The organism is Bradyrhizobium sp. (genome assembly GCF_049798375.1).
Lineage (GTDB): Bacteria > Pseudomonadota > Alphaproteobacteria > Rhizobiales > Xanthobacteraceae > Bradyrhizobium.
The window spans coordinates 1-4,533 of sequence record NZ_JBARGP010000326.1; the positions used below are offsets into that span (position 1 = coordinate 1).

General features: G+C 65.7%; 5 protein-coding genes. 3 read left to right on the plus strand and 2 right to left on the minus strand.

The annotated features are described in order from the left end of the window. Window positions 1–258 (minus strand): Ada metal-binding domain-containing protein (locus WA702_RS13900; protein ID WP_425111110.1); only part of this gene is annotated, 258 nt, incomplete at its 3' end. Window positions 259–461: 203 nt separating this feature from the next. Between WA702_RS13900 and WA702_RS13905 the strand changes: the two genes are divergently transcribed. Beyond that, window positions 462–1,889: a pyridoxal phosphate-dependent decarboxylase family protein gene (locus WA702_RS13905; RefSeq protein WP_425111106.1), complete on the plus strand. Its 1,428-nt coding sequence runs from the start codon at window positions 462–464 to the stop codon at window positions 1,887–1,889. Here WA702_RS13905 and WA702_RS13910 read toward each other — a convergent pair. Beyond that, the gene (locus WA702_RS13910) at window positions 1,874–2,002 is read right to left on the minus strand and encodes a hypothetical protein (RefSeq protein WP_425111107.1); all 129 of its coding nucleotides are present in this window, start codon (window positions 2,000–2,002) and stop codon (window positions 1,874–1,876) included. The two genes, WA702_RS13905 and WA702_RS13910, sit on opposite strands and share 16 nt — an antisense overlap. 334 nt (window positions 2,003–2,336) lie before the next feature. On the opposite strand from WA702_RS13910, the gene WA702_RS13915 reads away from it, so the two are divergent. Continuing rightward, complete coding sequence (locus WA702_RS13915) at window positions 2,337–3,440, plus strand: D-alanine--D-alanine ligase family protein (RefSeq protein WP_425111108.1); 1,104 nt, start codon at window positions 2,337–2,339, stop codon at window positions 3,438–3,440. 343 nt (window positions 3,441–3,783) lie between these two features. Then, the gene (locus tag WA702_RS13920; RefSeq protein WP_425111109.1) at window positions 3,784–4,335 is read left to right on the plus strand and encodes a thermonuclease family protein; all 552 of its coding nucleotides are present in this window, start codon (window positions 3,784–3,786) and stop codon (window positions 4,333–4,335) included. Window positions 4,336–4,533 lie beyond the last annotated feature (198 nt).

The following is a 4,533-nucleotide window of genomic DNA, read 5'->3' on the forward strand; positions in this document are numbered from 1 at the left end:
CGCGACCGTCGTGCGGGTGCCCTGCCAGGCCGGTGAGAACGGCGCGGCCTCCGGCCGGCAGCGCAGACAGGGGCGGAAGCCGGCGGCCTCGGCCGTGGATGCCGATGGATAGAAGCTGACATTGGCCGCCTTCGCCGGTTGCACCGGGCACACCGGCCGGCAATAGATCCGCGTGGTCCGCACGCCGATGAAGAAGCGGCCGTCATAGCGGCGGTCCCTGGCGACCCGTGCGCGTTCGCATTCGATGAGATCGAGCATGACGACGAGTCTGTCATTGCGAGCGAAGCGACGCAATCAAGACATCCTTCTTCGCGCTGGATTTGCTTCGTCGCTACGCTCCTCGCAATGACGGAGCGCAACAATTGCGCCGCGCGCGCACGACGGTCGAGTCCGATTCCGGCGAGCCGCGGCCGGTGCGCAATGTTACCTCAAGCGAGATTCAGGTCACCCCGAGAATGACAATGTCGACCAGTGATTCCTTCCGGCCAACCTTGGAGCGCGCCTTCAACCACGCGCTCCATCATCTCTCGTCCGCGGACAGCGCGCCGGTCAATGCCAGCGCGGATCTCTCCACGTTGCGCGCACGCTTCGCACAGCCGCTGCCGGAGCATGGCACTGATCCAACGCAGGTGATTGATGATCTCGTGCGCGACACCGAAGGCGGTATTCTCGGCTCGAGCGGCGGCCGCTTCTTCGGCTGGGTGATTGGCGGCACGCTGCCGGCGGCGCTTGCGGCGGACTGGCTGGTGTCGACCTGGGACCAGAATGCCGCGATCCATGCCTGCGGCCCGGCGGAAGCGGTGATCGAGGAGGTCGCGGGCGGCTGGCTCAAGCAGCTGTTCGGCCTGCCTGAAGCAGCGAGCTTTGCCTTCGTCACCGGCACCCAGATGGCCCACCTCACCTGCCTCGCCGCAGCCCGTCATCGCCTGCTCAAGCGCGCCGGCTGGGACGTCGAGGAGCATGGCTTGTTCGGCGCGCCCGCGATCCGCATCCTCACCAGCAGCGAACGCCATGGCTCGGTCGAGCGCGCCGTCCGCGTGCTCGGCTTCGGCAAGCGCGCGGTGATGTCCCTCCCCTGCGACAGCAGCGGCCGGCTCGCGCCCGAGACGCTGGCGCAGGCGCTGGAGAGCAACGCGCCGCAGCCTGCCATCGTCGTACTGCACGCCGGCGATCTCAATATCGGTGCCTTCGATCGCTTCGCCGAGTTGATCCCGATCGCGCGACGCTTCGGGGCCTGGGTCCATGTCGATGGCGCCTTCGGCCTGTGGGCCGCAGCCAGCCCCCGGCATCGCCACCTGCTGCGCGGGATCGAGCTTGCCGATTCCTGGACCAATGACGGACACAAATGGCTCAACACGCCATTCGACTGCGGCTACGCTTTCGTTGCCGACGTCGACGCCCATCGCGGCGCCTTCTCGCATCGCACCAGCTACACCCAATTCGTCGATGACGCGCGCGACCAGATCGAGTGGAATCCGGAATGGTCGCGACGTGGCCGCGGCGTCCCGACCTATGCGGCGCTGCGCCAGCTCGGCGGCGCCGGCATCGTCGCGCTGATCGAGCGCTGCTGCGCCCATGCCCATGCGCTGGTGAGCCGCATCGGCAGCCTGCCGGGAGCGGAAGTGGTCTGGGAGCCCGTCATCAACCAGGGGCTCGTCCGTTTCCTCGGTTCCCATCCTGGCGCCACGGAGCAGGATCACGATCGCCAGACGGACGCGGTGATCGCACGCATCGCCGCCTCTGGCGAGGCCTTCTTCGGCGGCACGACCTGGCGCGGCCAGCGCTGCATGCGCATCTCAGTCTGCAACTGGCAAACCAGCGCCGACGATGTCGAGCGCGCCGTTGCGGCTGCGCGGCGAGCGCTCGGATCCACCTACGGCGATGGATAGCTGGGGCTTGGTGCCGGCTCGTCCTCGACCAGCGGCAGCACGATCTGGTTGACGACGTAATCGGTGCCAGCCCAGGTGACGGCAAACGTCAGCAGCAGCATAGCCACGACCATGATGATGTCACGTCGATCCATCGCGGAGGTACGGTTCGGCTATCAGGTAGTTTCAAGATCATGACGAGCGCGGACAATAAAAACACGCCGGCTCCGGAACCCCGTCGCGCGGCAGTTTCTTATACCTTAGCAGCAGCTCGTTCGGTCGCGCCACCCGGGCGCATTTTGGTACCGACATCGTTCGCTGCTGGGGTAATTGGTGTCTTTAAATGCATGAACGCTGCCGCGCACTCGAGGCTGGCCGACGGCATCTGCATGCGCCGAAGCGAGGCCGCTTCAATCATCGGCGGATTGCCTGTACACAGGCTGGTGTACGTAATCCAGGTCGAGCAAAATGACCCAGCACAAGACCAGAGTGGCGATCCTGTTCGGCGGACGCTCCGCGGAGCATAACGTCTCCCGCGCGTCGGCCGCCAACATCTATCGCTCCCTCGATCCTGACCGCTACGAGATCACCCTGATCGGGATCACCGGCAACGGCCGCTGGACCTTGGCCGATGTGGCCAATCGCAAGGACAGCTCTGCGCTGGTCATTCCCTCGGATGGTCCGGAAATCGTACTGCTGCCGGGCGGCGGCGGCCGCGCAGTGGTCATCACGCATGGCGCGACCGTACGCGAGCATCCCGCCTTCGACGTCATCTTCCCCGTTTTGCACGGTCCCAATGGCGAGGATGGCACCGTGCAGGGCGCGCTCGAACTGGCCGATGTCGCCTATGTCGGCGCCCGCGTGATGGGATCCGCCGCGTCGATGGACAAGGACGTCGCCAAGCGGCTGCTGCGCGACGCCCGTTTGCCGATCGTGCCCTATGTCGCGATGACGGCCTCCGTGCCGATCGCCTACGAGGATGCCGTGCGTGCGGTTGGTGCAAGCGAGCTGTTCGTCAAGCCGGCCAATCTCGGCTCATCGGTCGGCATCTCAAGGGCGCGCAGCGCGGCCGAGTTCGAGACTGCCTGCCGCCTTGCCCTGCGTTACGACAACAAGATCCTGATCGAGCGCGCCATCGCGCCGGTGCGCGAGATCGAATGCGCCGTGCTGGAGCATGCCGACGGCCAAGTCAGCGCGTCCGAGCTCGGCGAGATTGTGCCGAAAGGACAGCACGGCTTCTACTCCTACGAGGCGAAATACACCGATGCCAGCGGCGCCTCGCTGCACGTGCCAGCGCAGCTCGACCCGGCCCTGGCGGCGCGCATCCGCAAGCTCGCGGTCGAGGTGTTCGCCGTGTTGTGCTGCGAGGGGCTCGCGCGGGTCGACTTCTTCGTCAGCGGCGACGACGTCTACGTCAACGAGGTCAACACCCTGCCCGGCTTCACCGACATCAGCATGTATCCGAAGATGTGGGAGGCCACCGGCCTGCTCCAGGGCGAACTGATGAACAAGCTGATCGCGCATGCACTGGCGCGCCAAGCCCTGCTCAGCAAGCTGAGCTTCCAGCGTTGAACCTAGAGAGAAGTTCTTGAGCTATCGTGCAGGAAGCGGTGCGCTCCTTCTCCCCGTTCTTCACGGGGAGAAGGTTGGGGTGAGCGGCAGACGCTTGCTCACTTCAGATTGTTAGACCTGTACCCCCCTCACCCGGATTGCTTCGCAAGCTGACCTCTCTCCGCATCCGCCGTCGCTCTATGGCGGACAAGAGCGGGGCGAGGTTACATCGCGCACGCCGCAAGTGCTGAACGCCACGCAATCGACCTGCGCATCAGGCACTCGACCAAGCTGAAAATCGGCCGTATTCGAACAGACAGCATCAAAGAACTGATTCGGCGCGCCCGCCGCCAAGCGATGCGCAATGTTCGAGGTGCACGTTTTGTCGAACCAATTGAAGCGCGTCGCCTGCGCTCTCCTCATTGTCGTCCACATGCTTCCGGCGGCCGCCCGCGACCTCATCGGGCGGGTCAGCGTCGTCGATGGCGACACCCTCGATATCCATGATGACCGCATCCGGCTCTGGGGCATCGATGCGCCCGAGAGCGCGCAACTGTGCCGCGGCCGCGACCGCAAGCCTTATCGCTGCGGCGCGCTGGCTGCGAACACGCTTGATGCCTTCACGAGGGGCAAGGCCGTGCGCTGCACACCGGTCGATGATGATCGTTATGGCCGCATCGTCGCCCGCTGCGCTGTGCGCCGGACCGATCTCGGTCAGATGCTGGTGTCGCGCGGCCTCGCCATCGAGGAGCCGCAATATTCGCACGGCCGCTACGCCGCCGATCAACTCGCCGCCCGTCGCGCCGGCCGTGGCATCTGGGCCGGCCGCTTCGTGGAGCCGTCGTTCTATCGCGCCTGCATACATGGGCAGGGACGCGTGGCGCAGTGCTCCGGCATTCCGCCGATGCGTCGGTGAGAGGTGCGTAGGTGGGCAAAGGCGCGTTGCTCGGTTCCGCTAGATCGCAAATGCAGCGGGCGACGTGCCCACCAGCGCGCCGACGCGGGACCGGGACCCATCACCACAGGAGGGGACTATTTGGGGAAGTGGGTCCAAGATATTGTTCCAACAACGACCGCCTGTGGCTATGGGTCCGGCGTTCGCCGGGACGACACC

Bases quoted from the DNA above. Each gene is read 5' to 3' on its own strand.
- WA702_RS13905 (WP_425111106.1), top strand. From the start codon at position 462: ATGTCGACCAGTGATTCCTTCCGGCCAACCTTGGAGCGCGCCTTCAAC.
- WA702_RS13910 (WP_425111107.1), bottom strand. From the start codon at position 2,002: ATGGTCGTGGCTATGCTGCTGCTGACGTTTGCCGTCACCTGGGCTGGC.
- WA702_RS13915 (WP_425111108.1), top strand. From the start codon at position 2,337: ATGACCCAGCACAAGACCAGAGTGGCGATCCTGTTCGGCGGACGCTCC.
- WA702_RS13920 (WP_425111109.1), top strand. From the start codon at position 3,784: ATGTTCGAGGTGCACGTTTTGTCGAACCAATTGAAGCGCGTCGCCTGC.